General features: G+C 63.6%; 18 protein-coding genes. 9 read left to right on the forward strand and 9 right to left on the reverse strand.

The annotated features are described in order from the left end of the window. Positions 1-15: 15 nt before the first annotated feature. Both KZ498_RS13555 and pabB read right to left on the reverse strand, forming a co-directional pair. Positions 16-588, reverse strand: coding sequence for an aminodeoxychorismate/anthranilate synthase component II (locus KZ498_RS13555; RefSeq protein WP_312619471.1), 573 nt, complete (start codon positions 586-588; stop codon positions 16-18). After that, positions 585-2,096, reverse strand: coding sequence for an aminodeoxychorismate synthase, component I (gene pabB, locus KZ498_RS13560; protein ID WP_312619472.1), 1,512 nt, complete (start codon positions 2,094-2,096; stop codon positions 585-587). The genes KZ498_RS13555 and pabB overlap by 4 nt, the downstream gene beginning before the upstream one ends. A 310-nt stretch (positions 2,097-2,406) precedes the next feature. On the opposite strand from pabB, the gene KZ498_RS13565 reads away from it, so the two are divergent. Beyond that, positions 2,407-3,300 carry a bifunctional methylenetetrahydrofolate dehydrogenase/methenyltetrahydrofolate cyclohydrolase gene (locus KZ498_RS13565; protein WP_312619473.1) on the forward strand — a complete coding sequence of 298 codons (894 nt, stop codon included), beginning with the start codon at positions 2,407-2,409 and terminating at the stop codon, positions 3,298-3,300. A gap of 27 nt (positions 3,301-3,327) precedes the next feature. Here the strand turns inward: KZ498_RS13565 and KZ498_RS13570 are convergent, their stop codons facing one another. Continuing rightward, on the reverse strand, positions 3,328-3,528 hold the full coding sequence (locus tag KZ498_RS13570) for a hypothetical protein (protein ID WP_312619474.1): 201 nt from the start codon (positions 3,526-3,528) through the stop codon (positions 3,328-3,330). A gap of 153 nt (positions 3,529-3,681) precedes the next feature. Here KZ498_RS13570 and epsC point away from each other — a divergent pair, with 153 nt between their 5' ends. After that, on the forward strand, positions 3,682-4,545 hold the full coding sequence (gene epsC, locus KZ498_RS13575) for a serine O-acetyltransferase EpsC (RefSeq protein WP_312619476.1): 864 nt from the start codon (positions 3,682-3,684) through the stop codon (positions 4,543-4,545). A gap of 201 nt (positions 4,546-4,746) precedes the next feature. Here epsC and KZ498_RS13580 read toward each other — a convergent pair whose 3' ends face one another. Then, the gene (locus KZ498_RS13580; protein WP_312619477.1) at positions 4,747-5,679 is read right to left on the reverse strand and encodes a DMT family transporter; all 933 of its coding nucleotides are present in this window, start codon (positions 5,677-5,679) and stop codon (positions 4,747-4,749) included. Between the two features lie 684 nt (positions 5,680-6,363). Between KZ498_RS13580 and KZ498_RS13585 the strand changes: the two genes are divergently transcribed. Both KZ498_RS13585 and KZ498_RS13590 read left to right on the forward strand, forming a co-directional pair. Further along, positions 6,364-7,599, forward strand: a complete 1,236-nt coding sequence (locus KZ498_RS13585; protein ID WP_312619478.1) for an MFS transporter — start codon at positions 6,364-6,366, stop codon at positions 7,597-7,599. 102 nt (positions 7,600-7,701) lie between these two features. Then, on the forward strand, positions 7,702-8,811 hold the full coding sequence (locus tag KZ498_RS13590) for a carbon-nitrogen hydrolase family protein (RefSeq protein ID WP_312619479.1): 1,110 nt from the start codon (positions 7,702-7,704) through the stop codon (positions 8,809-8,811). 39 nt (positions 8,812-8,850) lie between these two features. On the opposite strand, the gene KZ498_RS13595 is transcribed toward KZ498_RS13590, so the two are convergent. Then, the gene (locus tag KZ498_RS13595) at positions 8,851-9,018 is read right to left on the reverse strand and encodes a hypothetical protein (protein ID WP_312619481.1); all 168 of its coding nucleotides are present in this window, start codon (positions 9,016-9,018) and stop codon (positions 8,851-8,853) included. Between the two features lie 394 nt (positions 9,019-9,412). Here KZ498_RS13595 and KZ498_RS13600 point away from each other — a divergent pair, with 394 nt between their 5' ends. Next, positions 9,413-10,066, forward strand: a complete 654-nt coding sequence (locus KZ498_RS13600; RefSeq protein ID WP_312619482.1) for a helix-turn-helix domain-containing protein — start codon at positions 9,413-9,415, stop codon at positions 10,064-10,066. A 175-nt stretch (positions 10,067-10,241) separates the two neighbouring features. Here the strand turns inward: KZ498_RS13600 and KZ498_RS13605 are convergent, their stop codons facing one another. Continuing rightward, entirely contained in the window at positions 10,242-10,517 is a 276-nt protein-coding gene (locus KZ498_RS13605; protein ID WP_312619483.1) for a hypothetical protein, read from the reverse strand. Positions 10,518-10,763: 246 nt separating this feature from the next. Here KZ498_RS13605 and KZ498_RS13610 point away from each other — a divergent pair, with 246 nt between their 5' ends. Next, entirely contained in the window at positions 10,764-11,261 is a 498-nt protein-coding gene (locus KZ498_RS13610; protein ID WP_312619484.1) for a dihydrofolate reductase, read from the forward strand. 305 nt (positions 11,262-11,566) lie between these two features. Continuing rightward, positions 11,567-12,943 carry an aminomethyl transferase family protein gene (locus tag KZ498_RS13615; RefSeq protein ID WP_312619485.1) on the forward strand — a complete coding sequence of 459 codons (1,377 nt, stop codon included), beginning with the start codon at positions 11,567-11,569 and terminating at the stop codon, positions 12,941-12,943. A gap of 81 nt (positions 12,944-13,024) precedes the next feature. Here the strand turns inward: KZ498_RS13615 and KZ498_RS13620 are convergent, their stop codons facing one another. Beyond that, positions 13,025-13,495 carry a hypothetical protein gene (locus KZ498_RS13620; protein ID WP_312619486.1) on the reverse strand — a complete coding sequence of 157 codons (471 nt, stop codon included), beginning with the start codon at positions 13,493-13,495 and terminating at the stop codon, positions 13,025-13,027. 66 nt (positions 13,496-13,561) lie between these two features. Beyond that, a complete protein-coding gene (gene glyA, locus KZ498_RS13625; RefSeq protein ID WP_312619487.1) occupies positions 13,562-14,809 on the reverse strand; it encodes a serine hydroxymethyltransferase in 1,248 nt (415 codons plus the stop codon). Between the two features lie 209 nt (positions 14,810-15,018). Here glyA and KZ498_RS13630 point away from each other — a divergent pair, with 209 nt between their 5' ends. Together KZ498_RS13630 and KZ498_RS13635 are read left to right on the forward strand one after the other, a co-directional pair. After that, positions 15,019-16,353 carry an ABC transporter substrate-binding protein gene (locus tag KZ498_RS13630; protein ID WP_312619488.1) on the forward strand — a complete coding sequence of 445 codons (1,335 nt, stop codon included), beginning with the start codon at positions 15,019-15,021 and terminating at the stop codon, positions 16,351-16,353. Positions 16,354-16,455: 102 nt separating this feature from the next. Then, entirely contained in the window at positions 16,456-17,658 is a 1,203-nt protein-coding gene (locus tag KZ498_RS13635; RefSeq protein WP_312619489.1) for a hypothetical protein, read from the forward strand. Here the strand turns inward: KZ498_RS13635 and KZ498_RS13640 are convergent. After that, positions 17,655-18,362: an ABC transporter ATP-binding protein gene (locus KZ498_RS13640; protein WP_312619490.1), complete on the reverse strand. Its 708-nt coding sequence runs from the start codon at positions 18,360-18,362 to the stop codon at positions 17,655-17,657. The two genes, KZ498_RS13635 and KZ498_RS13640, sit on opposite strands and share 4 nt — an antisense overlap. Position 18,363 lies beyond the last annotated feature (1 nt).

An 18,363-nucleotide genomic window follows, 5' to 3' on the forward strand; every position in this document is an offset into this window, starting at 1 on the left:
CGCCGGGGCACGGTTTCAGGCCCGGGCGATGCCGGTACAGAAGTTCTCGACGATCTGTTTCCCGGCGTCGGTGAGGATGCTTTCGGGATGGAACTGGACGCCGATGTGGGGTTTTTCGGCGTGCTGGACACCCATCACGATGCCCTGCTCGTCGTTGGTGTGGGCCGTTTCTTCGATTGTATCCGGAAGCGCCGCGGACTCGACGGCCAGCGAGTGATACCGCCCGACCTCGAACGGGTCGTCGATTCCCTCATACAGCTCCGTCCCGTCGTGGCGGACTTCCGAGGGTTTCCCGTGGACCACGGTCGGTGCGTGACCGACGGGGGTTCCGTGGGCCGCACAGAGCGCCTGGTGGCCCAGACAGACGCCGAGCGCCGGGTACTCCGTCTCGGCGAAGACGTCGACGGACACGCCGGCCTCCGCCGGCGTCCCGGGACCCGGGGAGACGACGACCCCGTCCGGGTCGAGTTCGCGGATGCCGTCCACGTCGATAGCGTCGTTCCGGCGGACCGTGACCTCGTCGAACTCGCCGACGTACTGGACCAGGTTGTAGGCGAAGGAGTCGTAGTTGTCGATGATGAGTATCACCGCATCCCCTCCATCGGTTCGGTTCTGGATTCGACGGCGAACGACCCCTGTTCGCCGAGCGCCTCGTCGACGGCGGTGACGAGCGCCCGGGCCTTGTCCAGGGTCTCCCGGTACTCCGCTTCCGGGGCGGAGTCGTGCACGATGCCGCTCCCGACGCGGAGCCGGTACTCGCCGTCGTAGTGAACCAGCGTCCTGATGGTGATGTTCAGCGTCGCCCGGTCGTCGAAGCCGAACACCCCGATGCTGCCGGTGTAGGGACCGCGCCGCGTCGTCTCCACCTCGTCGATGATCTCCATCGTCCGCGGTTTCGGCGCTCCGGTGATGGTTCCGCCGGGGAACACTGCCGCGACCGCGTCGGCGATGCTCACGTCGTCGCGCAACTCCCCTTCGATGAGAGACACGAGATGCATCACCTCCGAATACCGGTCGACGCGGCGGTACTCGGTGACGTCGACGGTCCCGTACTCGCTGACTTTGCCGAGGTCGTTGCGTTCGAGGTCGACCAGCATCGCGTGTTCGGCCCGCTCTTTCTCGTCGTTACAGAGGTCTGCCTCCAGTTCCTCGTCCTCGGCCGCTGTCGCGCCTCGGGGGCGCGTCCCGGCAATCGGCTCCGTGAGCAACTGGTCGCCATCGACGTCAAGCAACAGCTCCGGGCTGGCGCTGACAAGGTCGACACCGGGGAACTCGAGCAGGGCCGAGTACGGGGCCGGGTTCACCCGACGGACAGCGTCGAAGGTGTCGACCGGGTGGACGGCCGCCGGAGCGGTCAGGCGGTGTGAGACGTTCGTCTGGAACGTGTCGCCGTCCCTGACGTACTGTTTTATCCGCCGGACGCGGTCGGCAAAGGCCGCTTCGCCGCACTCGCTCTCGAAGGTGGCCTGACTCGCAGCAGTCGGCTGGGACTGGACGCGGCTTTCGCCGTGGAGGGCGTCCCGTGCCAGTTCGCGGGCCATCTCACGGCCGCGCTCGTAGGCGGCTTCTGGCGCCCCGTCGACGACGGGACACGCCGTCACGTGGACCTCGACTTCCCCGTCGTGTGGCTCCTCCCACGCGGCGACACGGTCGAACACGCCCAGCTGGAGCCGTGGGAGGCCGTCCGAAACGGTCGTCTCCGGGATGTCTTCGAGCTCCCGTGCGACGTCGTAGGAGAGCCAGCCGAACGCGCCACAGGGGTACGGAACCGTACAGTCGCCCCGCTGTAGCTGTTCACGGTCGAGTAGCTCGTCGATAGCCTCGATACTCGGACTCCCACCGTCCTGTGCCGGCGTCGCCGCCTGGGACACCTCGACCTGTTCGACCGGGTCGACGCCGAAATAGCCCCAGCCGGACTGCCCACCTGTCGTTTCGAGGTAGAAGCCGTCTGCGTTCCCGCTCCGGGCTCGGCGATACGCCTCGAACGGGTCCGCGACTGTGACGCGCGCTTCGACCGGTACGCGAGCCCCGTCAGCCGCCCGCGTCGCGGTTTCGACGAACGATTCCCTGTCGGTGCTGAACCGGATGTCAGTCATAGTGCAGTTTCCCGGCCGAGAGGCGGACGCCTCCCGGTATGGTTGTACAGACCAAGCACGGGTCCGGACAAAAACCTTCGGTCCTCCGCCACTTCGGCGGAAATACTGTCGAATTGTCGACCGATTGTGGTTGCTCACTGGACGAATAGCCGACACCACTTCAAAGGCTGGACTATTCCCCATCGTCCACTATGCCGACGGGGGTTGAGACGTGTATCGAACGCTCGCCTGACCCCGACAGCCGACTGTCCAGCAGTGGTTCCCACTCTCGGACGCGGGGAGTCCCGGGCCGACAGCGAACACAGCAACCATGACCACGATAATCGACGGTAACGAGATCGGCGACCAGATCACAGACGGCGTCGCGGCGTGTACGGACACGCTCGTCAGCGAGGGTGTCACGCCAGGGCTGGCGACGGTGTTGATGAGCGACGACGGCGCGAGTGAAACGTACGTCTCGATGAAACAGCGGGCCTGCGAGGAGATCGGCATCGAGGGGTTCCATCACGAGATCAGCGCAGACGAACCGGCCGAGACGCTGTTTGCGACCATCGACGAACTGAACGCGGACCCGACCGTCCACGGAATCCTCGTCCAGATGCCGGTCCCCGACCACGTGCCCAAGCGCGACGTGCTGGAACGCATCGACCCGATGAAAGACGTCGACGGGTTCCACCCGGAAAACGTCGGCCGGCTCGTCGCGGGGAACGCGCGTTACAAGCCCTGCACGCCCCACGGAATCCAGAAGATACTCGCCGAGACTGGTATCGAGACTGAGGGGAAAGACGCCGTCGTCGTCGGCCGCTCGGACATCGTCGGCAAACCGATGGCGAACCTGCTCATCCAGTACGGGCCCGGCGGGAACGCGACGACGACCGTCTGTCACTCCCGAACTGAGGACCTCGCCGAAAAGACCCGCAACGCTGACATCGTAATCGCCGCCGCCGGGGTTCCGGAAATGATAGACGGGTCGATGCTCTCGGAGGGCACGACAGTCATAGACGTTGGTATCAACCGTGTCGACGCCGACACGGACAAGGGGTACAAACTCGTCGGGGACGTGGACTTCGAGAGCGCGAAGACGAAGGCGGATGCCATCACGCCGGTCCCGGGCGGCGTCGGCCCGCTCACCATCGCGATGCTGATGTACAACACGGTAAAAGCGGCCAGCCTGCAGTCCGGCGTCGATATTTCGCTGCCGTAGGGGACCCAGAGACGCCCGCGTGTGTAGTTATACGGTCTCGACTTCGCCACATTCCGGGCAGGTAATCAGGAGTTCTCCGGCCGGGTCCTGCCCCCCTTCGATGACGTTGTGACCGCTGGCACACTGTTCGTGCATGTACACCTCGTGGCTGTTGTGTTCATGCAGCCAGATGTGGCCCTCTTCCGGTGCTGAAACGATGCCGTGACAGAAGTAACACTCGCCGTTCATACAGAGGTGATGACAATCCAGTATCAAATAACTGTCTCCCATCGTGTAGTTCTGTCTGTTCTTAAAGCCTACTGCGGCGATGAAAACACAACATATAGAGAAAGCTACATCTGTTGTTTCAAAGCTAAAGGTCGTTCGGACTAACCATACAATATGGACTACTGTTACACGGGCGACACACACCAGAAACTGTTCGAGGCGTACCAGACCGACGGAGAGCCGTTCCCCACCCAGACCCAGATGGAGTTCCCCCGGCGAGAGCACCGACGGGCGGAAGTCGACATCCTCAAGCGGCTGTTCTTTCCGACCTGCTGGAACGCCGCTTCGCTGGTCCGCGATGAACTCGCCGTCCTGGACCATCTCGACACCCTCGGGGGGCTCTTCTTCTCGGGCATCAGACCGTACTCCGGCTCGGACCCGGCCGAGACAGTCGCCGCCGTCATCGACCAGCTGCCGGCCGTTCGCAGGCGGCTGAAGAAAGACGTCGAGGCCGCGTACAAGGGCGACCCGGCGGCGAAGACGTACATGGAGATCATCCGGTCCTATCCGGGGTTCATGGCGATACTGGTACAGCGGGTCGCCCACACGCTCTACGAGGCCGGGGCCTCCGAGTACGCCCGCGAACTCACCGAGTACGCCAAGACCGAGACCGGCATCGACATCCACCCGGGCGCCGAGATTGGGGACTACTTTTTCATCGACCACGGAACCGGCGTCGTCATCGGCGAAACCACGACTGTCGGGGAATGGGTCCGCCTCTATCAGGACGTGACGCTCGGCGCGCTCCACTTCGAGGCCGACGAGAGCGACGAACACAGATTGAAAAAGGGGTACAAACGCCACCCGGACATCGGTGACCACGTCGTCATCGGCGCGGGAACGAAAGTCCTGGGCGCCATCAGCGTCGGCGACCACGTCAGCATCGGCGCCAACTCCTGGGTCACCGACGACGTGCCCGACGACACGAAAGTCTACGTCACGGACCACCCCGCACAGGAACGGAAACGGACCGACTAGAACCGGGACTGTAAGCGTGGCTGGGACCTCGCAGCTACCGACGCCAGGACGACGGCGGTTCCCGACCGGCGTCCCGGACCGGCGAGCTATATTGCCGGTCTTACAGGTTGAAATAACAACTGTACCAGCATTAGCCTCTAAGCCGTCCGCGGCGTGTTTTCAGACGCTGACCCGGCGACGGCTCCGTGTCTATGGCACCGGTCAGTCGGCCGGTGGACTCGCTTTCGGCTCGACAATGCGGCGGAGTTCTGCTCGCAACGCCGTCCACTTCGCCGCGATGAACCCCGCGAGGATGCACGCGAACCCACCGACGGTGGCGAGCGTGACCGGCTGACCGAGGACGAGCCAGCCGGCGAGCGCGGCGAACAGTGGGATGACGTACTCGATGAAACTCATCTCGATGGGGCCAAGCTCGTCGAGCAACCGGAAGTAAAGCAGGAAGCCACCGATACCGGCGACAGCCGATAGATACGCCGTCGCCGCGAGTGCGGAGGGAGTCCACGATGCGTCCGCAAACGACTGTCCGGGGAGCGCGAACACGGCGACGTGGAGGACGACGGCACCGACACCCATCAGCCACGCCTGGGTAGCGACAAACGACATCGACGGGCTGGTGTCGTGCGTGATGACCGCCGGGATAGCAAACGTCAGTGCCGCCGCGAGTACGAGGGTGATACCGATGGTACTGCCGAGGAGGTTCGCCGGGTCGGGGTCAGCGATGACGACGACGCCGGCGAACCCGAGCACGACCCCGACACCGGTGTTAGCGGTGAACCTGTCGTCACTGGCCGCGAGCCTCGTGAGCGCCGGCGTGACGACGGGAATGAGGCCGAGCAGGACGGCGGCGACGGCGCCAGTGACGTATTGCTGGCCGGCGAACAGGAACGCGTGGTGAGCGCCGATCATGAGCGCGCCGGCGACGAGGACGTACACGTAGTCGTCGCGAGTCCGAGGGCGTTCGAGGCCACCTGTGGCGACCAGCGCGGCGAACAGGAGCACGGTGGCGATGTCGAATCGGACCGCAGCGAACGGGACCGGCGGCAGGTCGACGAGGCCGACATCCGTCGCCATGAACGCGGTGCCCCAGATCGCACACAACAGGAGAAAGCGGCCGGTCGTTCGGAGGCGACTCATTCACTTGCTGATGGCCGCCCGATGGTAAAAGGGCCGTCGAAGCACGTCGCGAATCGCTGGCTGGTGTGTCACTGCTCTCGCGCATGCTTGATGCCGTGCTGATGGCTCCGGTTCCGATTGTGTCAACAGCAGACTCCACGGCATTGGCTGCACACCCTGGGTACCGGCCACTCTCGCCCGATGGTCCTTGTGCTCCGGTCCGTGATGCGTGGTACACCTTCATCCGAATGCGACATTTAAAACCGAATACCGTCTGTATACGATTATGTACTGCTCTTTCGTAAAAAGACACTCAGATACATACTGGAATACGATAGATATGTGTGTACCAGTCCGAGGATAGATGTCTGTGTGGGGGTTTTATTCTATCCTCTGTCCCGATTTGAGAGCCCGAGAATATCCGTTCACCCTGTTTACGAGCGGAGACCGGCGGCATAACGACTCCGCCGGCCGACCGATACGCCGCGGTCCGCGACCGCTGGCGGGCACTACCGGCTCAGGTCCCATGGTTTCAAGACGGTTTCCATCACAGTCTGCAGTAGTGAGATACCGCCCCTCGTCGACATATCTCCGCCGCCTGATATGTGTCCCGCTCGCACGGAGTTCGCCGTCTGAAGGGAGTGAATCCGTCACTCCTGATGTCGGGCTCTGTCGTTGGACGAACGAACGGTCTGCCCTCACAGAATGACGCCACAGGCTACCGATCCGGACGTATCGGCGGGCATCGCGGCTGTCCTCCGAACAGCCGATTCGACGTGGTGGCTTGTCGCGGGGGCAAGCCTCATCTCGATGGGACTGGCCGCCTACGAGATCGTCCCTGCAAGCGTGACGCCACTCATTCGGGAGTCGCTGCGGGTCGGGCCGACAGCCGCCGGCCTCCTGGTCGGGGTCATGTTCGGCACCGCTGTCGTCGTCAGTCTCCCCGCCGGTGCCGTGCTGGACCGGACCGACTCCAGAACCGCGATGGCACTTGCGGTAGGCGCGTTGGTCGTCGCCGGGACGTGGGGCTGGCTAGCCGGCCGCAGTGGCCAGTACCAGTCAATCCTCGCGTCGCGTGCACTGGGGGGCGCCGCGTACGTCGTCGTCTGGAACGCCGGTATCGATATGGTGAGCCGGGCCGTCGACGGCTCACACCACGCGACAGCGGTCGGCGTCTTCACCGCTAGCGGGCCGGTCGGCTTCGCACTCGGACAGGGGACGGGGCCGCTCATCGCCGAGCGGTTCGGCTGGCCGGCCGTCTTCCTGGCATTCATTGGGCCCACACTCCTGGGACTGGCTGTCTTCTGGCCGGCGAGCCGCGGGCACGGCGGTAGCGGCGGCGATGCCCCGTCTCTGCAGGAGTTCGGGGCGGTGCTGCGGAGCCGGAACGTCTGGCTCGTCGGCGTCCTCGGCTTCCTCGGCTACGCGCTGTACCTGTTCGTGAATAGCTGGGGCTCGTCGTACCTCACGCAGGGACTGGGCTTTTCCCTGGCCGTGAGCGGGCTCGTCGTCGCTGTCTTCCCAGCCGTCGGTGTGGTGTCTCGAATCAGCGGCGGGCTGATCTCGGACCGGGTCTTCCACGGCGCACGGCGACCGGTCGTGTTGTGGTCGTTCGTTCTTGCCGCCCCGCTCCTGTTCGGGTTCACGCAGTTTCGCTCGCTGCCGCTGCTTGTCGCCGTCCTCTTGCTGACCGGGTTCGCGGTACAGCTGACGCTCGGCCTCTCGTTTACATACGTTCGAGAGGTCGTCGACCCACAGGTCGCTGCAACGGCAGTCGCGTTCCAGACCAGTATCGGCCTGGCGGGGGCGTTTGTCGCGCCAATCGCCGGCGGCGTCGTGGTAAACAGCGCCGGGTTCGAACCGGCGTTTCTACTGGCCGGCGCGGTCGCAGTCGTCGGTATCCTCGTCGCCTGGCAGGCTCCAGAACCCGGCTCCCGGTAGGGCAGTGCGTGTTCCGCTCGACTGTCGTGACACAGTTCTGCCACCGCGACTGCGGCCCAGTCAGACCAACTGATTTGATGCCTCCCCGTATATTGCGAACGAATGCCAGCCGAATCGTTCACACTCGCAGCCGCACAGATCGAACCCGTCTACCACGACAAAGAGGGGACGCTGGACAAGACATGCCGGTATATCGAGCAGGCCGGCCGAGAGGGTTCGGACATCCTCGTGTTCCCAGAGACGTACTTTCCAGGCTACCCCTACTGGCGGGGGAGCGTCTCTATCCCCAGATGGACTGACCTGATGGTGGACCTCCAGAAGAACAGTCTCCACGTCGACGACGAGGCTGTCGAGAAACTCGGTGAGACGGTCGCCGAAGCGGGTCTCACACTCGTGCTGGGGACGAACGAAGTCAGTGACCGGCGGGGCAGTGAGACACTGTACAACTCGCTGTTTTACTTCGACAGTACCGGGACCCTGATGGGGCGTCACCGGAAACTGATGCCGACCCACGAGGAGCGGGCCATCTGGGGTCGCGGCGACCCGTCGAGCCTGGCCACGTACGAGACGGACGTCGGACGGCTCGGTGGCCTCATCTGCTATGAGAACCACATGACGCTCTCGAAGGCGGCGCTGACGGCAATGGGCGAGGAGATACACGCCGCCGTCTGGCCCGGGTTCTGGGAACAGCACGGCCACCCCGGAGACAAGACCCGGGCGGAGACGAGCGACGCTGTCGACACGTGTGACATTTACCCCGCGATGCGGGAGTACGCCTTCGAAACGCAGTCGTTCGTCGCTGCGTGTTCGGCGTACATGAGCGACACTGTCCCGGACGGCTTCTCGGAGGACGAACTCGGGTTCAACGTCGCCGCCGGCGGCAGCATGCTGGTCAACCCAGCGGGAATCGTCAAGGCGGGTCCGCTGGTCGGCGAGGAGGGGCTTCTGACCGCCGAGTTCCAGGACGACGAACGGCGGGCGACGAAGGCGTACTTCGACGCGATGGGTCACTACACCCGATGGGACGCAGTGAGCCTGTCCATCAGCGACGAGACGCTGGCGCCGTCACAGCCTCGGAAATCTGGTAAGGACGCGGTCGCCACAGAGGGTTCGATCACGGCAGCACACGCACAAGAGGTGGCCGACGAACACGACGTTCCTGTCGAGGCTGTCGAAGCTGTTGCTGATGCACTGACTAACAACGAATGGTAATCAGGCTTCGAAAAAACCGAAGCCTGACGCTGCACCGAGTTATTTGTTGTAACTGTCCGGAATCAGCACGACGCCGTGGAAGTCGAAGAGGTCGGAGACGACCGCTTCGATACGGCCGAGGTCCGGCGGGAGCGCGACTGCCGGCAGATAGAAATCGTCGTTCGAGAACGGTGCGTTCTCGGTGGTCTGGGTTCGTGTTTCACTCATATCAATTTACTATACCGGGTATAGCCCCCTAAGCTCGTTGGTGGATATTTACGGGTATTTATTACAGCAAATTATAAACGATTGTTAATACAGATTGCCGTCGAAACGTGTGTTACCCGCCAAATTAGATGGATTGTTGACACACGCCTTCTGAGTTGTTTCGCGTTTTTTCTGTACTCGTTAAGGCGTTCTCATTGGTGAAAATACAGTCTCCCCGGAGACGGTGTCTTTGAGACGATAGTCAGTTTTTTTATTTTTCCCTCGTGTGTGAACCTGTGTATGTAAACATTGACGTGGGCCCCCACGAAATACACAACAGCACACGAATGATGGCACTCAGTCGCCGGACTGATATCCGTTTTTGACGCTTCGATAGCAGTCTCCTCACCACAATATGTCAATAACGACGAAGATACACATCGAACACGAACGGCTCGCTCTGGTTCCAACGTTACAGAGCCTCGAAGACATAGCGATCCGAGTAATCACGCAGGGGAATACAGATCCGGGGTCAACTGTGTTTCCGTTCCTTATCGAGTATCACGACAGGAAGCGACTCGAAGAGAGTCTCGATACCGATCCGACGGTCAAGAACTACGACCTCGTCGACTGGACCGACCAGACCGGTATATACTACATCGAGCACACTCCCGAGACGAAACTCATCAGCTCTACTGTCACCGATGTTAACGGGTTTCTCGTCCACACGGAGACGAAGGGCAACGGCTGGCTCGCCCGACTCCTGCTCCCCGACCGTGAGGCGCTCAACACGATCTGGGAGTACGCAAACGAGAACGACATCTCGCTCGATATCATCGAAATATACGGAAACACGGACACCGGTGGTGAATCGTCGTACGGACTGACCGATGAACAGTTGACTGCACTTGTAACCGCATACGAGAACGGCTACTTCGGCGAACCGAGGGACATATCGCTGAACGAAGTCGCAGAAGAGATCGGTCTCTCCTCGACAGCAATGAGCGGCCGACTCCGGCGCGGGATGCGGAACCTCATTGCGGCAACAGTAATTGACAGAGAGGAGTGAGTTCGCAATCAGACGCCGGCGGGCACTCGGAGAGTCCTCCGGTCCTCTGAGTTCACATTCGATTCCGTCTTCTGGATACCGCCGCCGATTTGAGGCTGGATGTTCCGGTATGTCTGAACTTTCTTCGAAAACAGTTGCGTCGAGGCCATATGTAGACCTCTTTACCTGCAGTTAGCTACTCAGACCGCCCCTTCGATTCTTTCTGCCGGTAGACCGGCCGCAACGCCGTCACGTCCTTGTTGTATCCCAGCCAGACGCTCAACACTGTCGCGGCGAAGACCAGATACACGGGAAACAGGAGGACAAGTGCGTATCCGGCAAACAGCGGTGTCAGAACGTCTAGCCAGTACAACGTCGCGATTCCAGCGAGTCCACCGACCGCGCTCGCGACGATGCCGAGGCGAAACGCCTGAGCAGCGGCGGGACCGGGCGACAGGTGAATCGTGTCCATACGATATTTTATATGGCTGAACCTCATAAATCGCGCGCGAGACACGCTATCGCGTTCCGAGTTAGCACTGGTGCTGCCACGCTGTGTGTGATCTGTATCGAATGGCAGGGGGAACTCCGTCGGGTCGACCCACACCCCGGCGAGCAGCTCTCCAGCTCTAACAGAGAGACTGACACGTGCGGTTCGACCGGTGGACTCGCCCCACACCGGGATGGACTTATTACCAGTAGCCAGACAAGGGAGTGTATGAAGCTCTCGCTGATCGCGGCCGTCGCGGCAAACGGTGTGATCGGTGCCGACGGCGACGTGCCGTGGCAGTATCCCGAGGACCTGCGACATTTCAAACGGACGACTACCGGCCACCCGGTAGTCATGGGACGGCGCACCTTCGAGAGCATTCGGCGCGAGCTTGAGGGGCCGCTTCCGGACCGACTGAACATCGTTCTGACCACGACGCCGGAACGGCTCCCTGACAGTGTCACGGCCGTCACGTCGACGACGGCGGCGGTAGCCAAAGCGGGCGACAGCGGTGCATCGACGACGTACGTTATCGGTGGTGCAACCGTCTACGAGCAGTTTCTCCCGCGGGCCGACGAACTACTCCTGACCGAGCTAACTGCGGCTTTCGACGGCGATACCGTTTTCCCGCCCGTCGACTGGGCCCGCTGGACCGAGGTGGAGCGAACGACACACCGCGATTTCGATATCGTCAAGTACACTCGTGCTGGCGACGGGTCGGAATGACGGACCGGCGGGCCGCCACAGCGGTGGCTTCGTGCTCTGTTTCGCGGTAGTACGTCGACAGCCCGGCTGATACTGTCGGCTGTACCTATTGTGCACTACTGCCCCCGGTGGCGAGATTCCGTCCAGACGTATACCCGACAGTGTGAGTACCACGTACCGCGGTTCCGGGTGGAATATTCATGCTCTGGCGACGTTAGGCTACGGTTTCGGGACCCCTCGCAGAGTGTACAGAGCCACGCCGTATATAAAACCCAGAAGCAAGTAACAATATATTTTATTAGTATTTCTCATCTTCTTTCATAGGCATGACCGGTAACGAGGAACATCCCAATCATCCCAGTGTCGACCAGTCAGACCGGACAGTACCCCGTAACCTCCGCCAGACTGGTGACCCCAACATCGAGATGTTGGTGTCGACGCGCGTTCGAAAGTCCCCGTTTTTCCATAAATCATTCAACGAGGAAGGCGCCTGGCGAGCGACCGTCTACAACCGCCTCTATCACCCGCGCGGCCTCATCGAACCCGAGGACGGAGGGGTGATGAAGGAGTACGACGCACTGACCAACACCGTCACCCTCTGGGACGTCGCTGTCGAGCGCCAGATTCGCGTCAAGGGCCCCGACGCCGAGGCGCTGACGAACTACGTCGTCACCCGCGACGTGACGGGCATGGACGCCATGGACGGGAAGTACGTCATCCTGTGTAACGAGGACGGCGGCGTCCTCAACGACCCTGTCCTCCTGCGCCCCGAGGAAGACGAGTTCTGGTTCTCCATCTCCGACTCGACGCTCATGCAGTGGCTACAGGGCGTCAACGTCGACAACGACTTCGACGTCGAGATCGACGAGATCGACGTCGCGCCGATGCAGATCCAGGGGCCGAGGGCGCTCGACGTGATGGTCGACGTCGTCGGCGACAAGGTCAAAGACGTCCCCTACTACGGCCTGATGGAGGCCGAGATCGACGGCTGTGACGTGCTGATCAGCCAGACCGGCTTTTCCGGCGAGGAGGGCTTCGAGGTCTACGTCAAGGAGGCCTCGAAGTACGCCGAGCGCGTCTGGGACCCGGTCATGGCGAGTGTCAAGGACCACGGCGGTCGCCAGATCGCGCCGGGCCATCACCGCCGGATCGCGGCCGGAATCATGTCCTGGGGCCAGGACCTCGACCACGAGACCTCGCCGTTCCAGGTCAACCTCGGCTACCAGGTCCCCGACGACAAGGAGGCCGACTACATCGGGAAGGAGGAACTCCAGCGGCAGAAGGACCTCATCGAGAACGGCGAGTACCCGTTCGAGCACAAACTCATCGGCCTGAAGATGGCCGGCGAGCCGATCCGCGACTACGCGCCGGACTTCTGGCTCATCTCCGACCCCGACACCGGCGAGGAGTGTGGCTACCTCACCTCGCCGTGGTGGAACCCGGACCTCGAGACCAACATCGGCATGGGCTTTGTCCCGGCTGAGAAGATCCAGGAGGTCTCTGACACGCCGCTCAACGACGAGATCTACGACGAGGAACTGGACCTGGAGTTCCGGGTTCACCTCCCCGACGAGTACGCCGAGGAAGCCGGTGAACCGGTGTTCGCGACCGCCGCGAAAGTACCGTTCAAGGAGTCCGTCAATCCGAGCGCCCGAGAGCAGGCGAAGCTCAACGCCCGGAAAGAGGCCGAAAGCGACGACTAACCCGCCGTCTGTCCCACTTTCGATTCGAACCCCCGTGCTGTCGGGGGGACCGCGACGCTCGTTTTCGTGAAACCTGGACAGTCAGGAGCTGAATATCTCTCTTTTGAGCTTCGCCGAGATGCTGTCCTCCGTCTCCGTTTCCCACGTCGTTTCGACGGTCACCTCCAACTCCGCACACACCCGCTCGATATCTTCCAGTACGGTCGCGAACCGACCCGCCTGGCCGACCGCCCCCTCGCCCTCCCGTAGCCTCCGCAGGGACAGCTCCTCCATCTTGAACGGCCCCTCTCCGCCACCGCCGACGAGGACGACGACGGTTCGCGTCCGGTCGTCGACTGTCTCGACGAGCACCGAGACCATGAGCCACGATTCGTCGTAGGCGGACCCGCGCTCGTAGGCGATCTGCGTGAACCCGGTCCCCTCGTATCGATGGGCGTTGCGGACACCACGCTTGTTGAGCGAGCGCTTGCCTTCCATCGCTTTGGCTTCCAGAAACGAGTCCGCGAACGCGTCGGCATCGGGGCCGCGGAGTGTCAGGTTGCAGGCCTCCATACCCCAGGATGGGCCCCCGTGACACAAAACGCTTCTACTGACTCGGCTTCCCGGGTCGGTCCGGCACTACTCGTACAGGGTGTACTCGTCGGTCAGTTCATCCACGCGGTCACTGACCGTCGCGACGACGTCGTCGTTGTGGGGGGCATCGACCACCTCGTAGATGAGGTCCGCGACCTCGCGGCAGGCGTCCTCGTCGAACCCCCGCGTCGTCAGGCCTGGCGTGCCGGCACGGATGCCCGAGGGGTTAAACGCCGAGCGGGTCTCGCCGGGGACGGTGTTGGCGTTGAGGACGATGCCGGCCTCCTCAAGCGCTGCTTCGACGTCTTTGCCGGTGGTGTCGGGATGAGAGGGCCGGAGGTCGATGAGCACGAGGTGGTTGTCCGTGCCGCCGGAGACCAGCGAGAGGCCGTGCTCTTTGAGTCGCTCGCCGAGCGCGATGGCGTTGTCCACCGTCTGTTCGGCGTACTCCCCGAACTCGGGCGTCAGCGCCTCGCCGAAACCGACGGCCTTGCCGGCGACGTTGTGCATCAGCGGGCCGCCCTGGGAGCCTGGGAAGACGGCGTTGTCGATGTCGTCGGCGTACTCTTCATCGCACATGATGATGCCGCCGCGGCCGGCGCGGATGGTCTTGTGCGTCGACCCGGTGACGAAGTCGGCGACGCCGACAGGTGACTCGTGGACGCCGGCGGCGACGAGGCCGGTGATGTGAGCGATGTCCGCGAGGTGGTATGCGCCAGTGGCGTCGGCGGCTTCCTGGATGCGCTCGAAGTCGACTTCCCGGGGATAGGCCGAGTACCCCGAGACGATGATGTCCGGGTCGAACTCCTCGGCGTGGTCGTGCAGCGCTTCGTAGTCGATGTAGCCGGTCTCCTCGTCGACTTTGTACTGTTCGACCTCGTACACCTGACCGGCGAAGTTCGCCGGGTGGCCATGTGAGAGATGGCCGCCGTGAGTCAGGTCAAGCGAGAGGATCTTGTCGCCGGGTTCGAGGACGCCGAGATAGACGCCCATGTTGGCCTGCGAACCGGAATGGGGTTGGACGTTGACGTGGTCCGCGCCCCACAGTTCCTTGGCGCGGTCGATGGCGAGTTCCTCGACGTCGTCGGCGTACTCGCAGCCGCCGTAGTAGCGCTCGCCGGGATAGCCCTCGGCGTACTTGTTCGTCAGTTCGGAGCTCTGGGCCTCCATCACGGCCTCGCTGACGTGGTTCTCGCTTGCGATCATCGCCAGCGTGTCGTTCTGCCGGCCCCGTTCACCCTCCAGGGCGTCTGCGACTGCCGGGTCTGTTTCGCGAACAGTGTCGTACGTCATACGCCATTCAAGGGCCTGGCAACGTAATAATCTGCGTCTCGACGCAACCTACCAGACCGGTGATTCGTTGTGCGGACCGGCGGTCGCGGGTGTGTACACGCGGCGTCAACGGCGGGTACAGAGAGACCGGTCCAACCGGCCTCGTCGTGAGGACAATATTGCATCTCAACACAGATTCATAAGTGAATTGTTCATACATACCAATGCACATGTCTGAACAGACCAGACGTGACCTTCTGAAACGACTCGGGGTCGGAAGCACAGCAGGTGTCGTGTCGCTGGCCGGCTGTTCCCAACAGTCAGACGACGGCGGTGATGGCGGCGGTGACGGCGGGACGACGGCCACGGAAACCGGTGACGAGTCGATGAACACGGAGAGCGGGGACGGTGAAAGCGGCGGCGGCGAACCGATCACGATCGGGACGCTGTTCCCGGTCACGGGCACCAACAGCGCATACGGCGGCGGCCATCAGAAGGCCGCTAACCTCGCGGCCGAGGAGATCAACGGCGCGGGCGGTCCGTTGGACCGTGAGATCGAGACTCTCAACCGGGACACGGAGGGGAACCCCTCCCGGGCGGCCCAGAAGTTCCGGACGATGATAAACGAGGAGGGCATCGTCGGACTCGTGGGCCCGTACTCGAGTGGCATCGGGACCACACTCGCGCCGGTCGCTCGGGACAACCGGGTGATGGAAGTGAGCAACGGGAACACGTCTCCGGCACTCGCGACCGCGGGCGTCAACGAGGACAACGGCGTGAAATACTACGGTCGGACCTCGCCAAACGACGTCCAGCAGGCCCTCGTGATGGGCCGGATACTGAACCAGCGTCTCGAGGCCGAGACGGCGTCGTTCCTCTACGTCGACAACCCCTACGGTCAGGGACTTGCCGAGCAGGCAAGCGAGAACTTCGAGGGCGAGACGCTGAACATGGTCGGCTACTCCCAGCAGACGAACGACTACACCTCGACGCTGGACTCGGTGTTCGACGGCGACCCCGAGGCGGTGGGGGCCGTGATGTATCCCGGGAACGGCCGGACGATACTGAACCAGTGGAGCCAGGGCGGCTACGGCGGACAGTGGGTCGGCGCCGAGGCGATTCTCTCGCCACAGCTCCTGTCGGACCTCTCCGACATCGTCGAGGGCATGCTGATCACGTCCCCACAGACCGCCAACAGCGAGACGTTCATCAGCAATATGGGCGGTGAGAGCGCGGTCACGCAGTTCGCGCCCCACGCCTACGACGCGACCTACCTCGAAGCGCTGGCGATACAGCAGGCCGGAGAAGCCAGCGGGACGGCTATCGCGGAGAACATCCGCAGCGTCTCCGGAGGCGAGGGAACGACGGTCGGCGTCGGGGAGTTCCAGGCCGGCAAGGAGGCGCTGGCGAACGATGAGAGCGTGAACTACGAGGGGGCCTCCGGCTCGGTCGACCTCAACGAGAACCTCGAACCGGTCGTCCCCTACCGTATCCTCGAAGTGACCGGCGGCGAGGCCGAAGTCATCGAGGAGGTCCCCCTGAGCTACTTCGAGGGCAAGATGTAGCCGGCGTCCGCCCGGCCGCCCCGTCGAGTCAGTCGATGTCCTCCCGTCGCCGCTGACCCAGCCGGCGTGTGGCTTTATTTCGCCGACAGGTATACTACGGGTATGAGCGTCGACATCGAGCCGGAGTGGCAGCCGGCGACGAAGCTGAACGTCATCGGCGGCGCGCTGGATTTCACGGCACTGGACCCGCTCCCGGAGGGGGTTACCCGCGACCAGGTCGAGGAAATCTGCTACACGGTCCGCGAACTCTACGGCGAGTACGTGGACGAACTCGTCGCCGAGACCACCCTCTCACAGCGGGAGGCCCAGACGTGGGTGCTCCGGACGCTCGCTCACGACGGCACCGAACCGCTCTCCTACGAGGCGGTCGGGCTGTACATCTGGGCCATCGGACGCGCGACGGAGGGCGACCCGCTCTCGCGGACCATCGTGACCGACTACTACGACCGGGCCGAGGCGAAAGTCCAGCGGGCCGAAGCGACGGTCAAGCGGACGGGGCCGCCGCCGTACCCGGACGACGTGTACGACAACCCCGCCGTGCTCTGGGTCGACACCCCGGTCGCCGAGCGCCTCCAGCGACACCGGCGGCCCGACGAGACGTTCAGCGACTGCCTCGCCCGACTGCTGGACGAGTCCGTCTCGGCGGTCCCGCTGGAGGCGTTCGTCGAGGCCTACCGGGCCGAACGGGGCGCCGACTACGTGGCGGTCGACACCGTCTACCCCGACTGGGACGCCGAGCTGCGCGTGGTCGTCGGGGTGTCGGCGGACGGCACGGAACCCGACGCGGTCGCAGACGCCGCAGCGCTACGAGTGGGCGACCGCTCCTACGAGTTCACCGTCAGCGAGGAGACGGACCCGACCTACGCGGACACACACCTCGTCGTGTACGCCGCGACGGACGACACGTCGGTCGCGTTGACGGACGGGACCGACCGACTTGGAACAGCACTGGGGGGCGTCGAGCGCCCGCTCCCGGACCTGGTGTCGCAGCTCCGGGCCGCCGGCGCGACGGCGCTCGCCGTCGGGACCGAACCCGCTGGCGCTGGCGCGCATCTGTTCCCGGTGTTCGAGGGCGACCCGGACGAGGGACCGCTCGCTTCGCTCGAACGGATTCCGCTAGACGAGCGGACGCTTTCCGTGGGCCGTGTGTCGCCGGTGACGGTGGCCGCGTATCGGGAGCACAGCGAAACGACGAGACTCCTGTGGGCCAGCGGCGAGGGCCCGCTTGAACAGCGGGCGCTCCCCGACGACCCGGCCGCCCGCCGGGAGCTGATTCCGGACAGGGTGCTCAGAACGAGCACCTAGCCCCCGAGATACAGCTCACCGACCTCCTCGCTGTCGAGCAGGTCCTGTCCGCTTCCCGTGAACTTGTTCTCTCCCATGTCCAGCACGTAGCCTCTGTCCGAGACTGACAGCGCCTGCCGGGCGTTCTGTTCGACCATGAGAATCGCCGTGTCGGTCTCGTCGCGGATCCGGACGAGGCGGTCGAACATGTCGTCGACGAGGTCCGGCGCCAGGCCGGCGGAGGGCTCGTCGACGAGGACCAGCTCCGGGTCGAGCATCAGCGCCGAGGACAGGGCGAGCATCTGCTGTTGCCCGCCGGACATGGTGCCGGCCTTCTGGTTCTGGCGCTCGCCGAGGACCGGGAACCGCTCGAAGGCCTCCTGGAAGTCCGCCTCGCTGACGTCGGCGTCGATGTAGGCCCCCATTTCGAGGTTCTCCCGGACGGTGAGGTTCGGGAAGACGTTCTCCCGCTGGGGGACGTAGCACAGACCCTGTTCGGTCACTTCGTCGGCCCGGAGGTCGGTGATGTCGTCCCCGTCGAACGTGACTCGCCCCGCCCAGCAGTCGATGAGGCCGTAGATAGCCTTCATCAGCGTCGACTTCCCGGCCCCGTTCGGGCCGATGATGGTGACGATCTCCCTCTCGCCGACGTCCAGGTCGACGCCGTGGAGGATCTCGGCGTCACCGTACCCGGAGACGACCCCCCGTGCTTCGAGGAGTGCCATC

Origin of the sequence: Haloarcula sp. 1CSR25-25 (assembly GCF_032027985.1) — an archaeon.
In the GTDB taxonomy this organism is placed as follows: Archaea; Halobacteriota; Halobacteria; order Halobacteriales; family Haloarculaceae; genus Haloarcula.